Consider the following 651-nt stretch of genomic DNA (forward strand, 5'->3'; position numbering starts at 1 on the left):
AGGATTTGCATTGTAGGCATCGTTGACTAGTTGCACATTCTCTTTGAGCTTCACAACTTGTAATCGCCCTTGAACAGCTTCTAAGCGCTCAAGCCCTTTCTGAATCGTGGTGATCGACTCGCCGGCGGCAACTGCAGCGGCAGAGGCGGCTAAGGCATTGAGAATATTGTGGCGCCCTAACAATTTTAATTCGATCTTGCGTCGCTCTTTTAAGGGTTTTAGCTCTAACTCAAAAGATCGTCCTTCAATCTGATGCGCCATCACATCGGAGGCAGATTTAATCCCGAAGGTCAGGTGTTTAAAGTCGGCAACATCTTTAAGCCACTTCTTCGCAAAGGCATCATCGGCATTGATAATGGCTGTTCCCGTTTTTGCCAATCCTAAAAAGATCTCCGCTTTTGCCTCAGCGACCCCTTCAAGAGAACCAAATCCCTCTAGATGGCAGGCGCCGGCATTATTGAGAATAGCGATATCGGGTTGAACAATTTTGGTTAAATACTCAATTTCATGAGGATGATTCGCCCCCATCTCAATTACCGCATGGGTATGATGCTTATTGAGTCGTAAGAGCATCAAAGGGCAACCGACATGATTGTTGTAGTTGCTCTCTGTGGCTAAAACTTCATGTTCTTGTGAGAGAATGGAGGTGAT

At 45.9% G+C, this 651-nt stretch carries 1 protein-coding gene; it reads right to left on the bottom strand.

Annotated elements, in window-relative coordinates:
- Positions 1 to 651: Mur ligase family protein (locus tag FK529_RS20880; RefSeq protein WP_146564348.1), on the bottom strand; the 651-nt coding region annotated here is incomplete at both ends.

The organism is Tsukamurella asaccharolytica (assembly GCF_007858435.1).
Taxonomy (GTDB): Bacteria; Actinomycetota; Actinomycetes; order Mycobacteriales; family Mycobacteriaceae; genus Tsukamurella; species Tsukamurella asaccharolytica.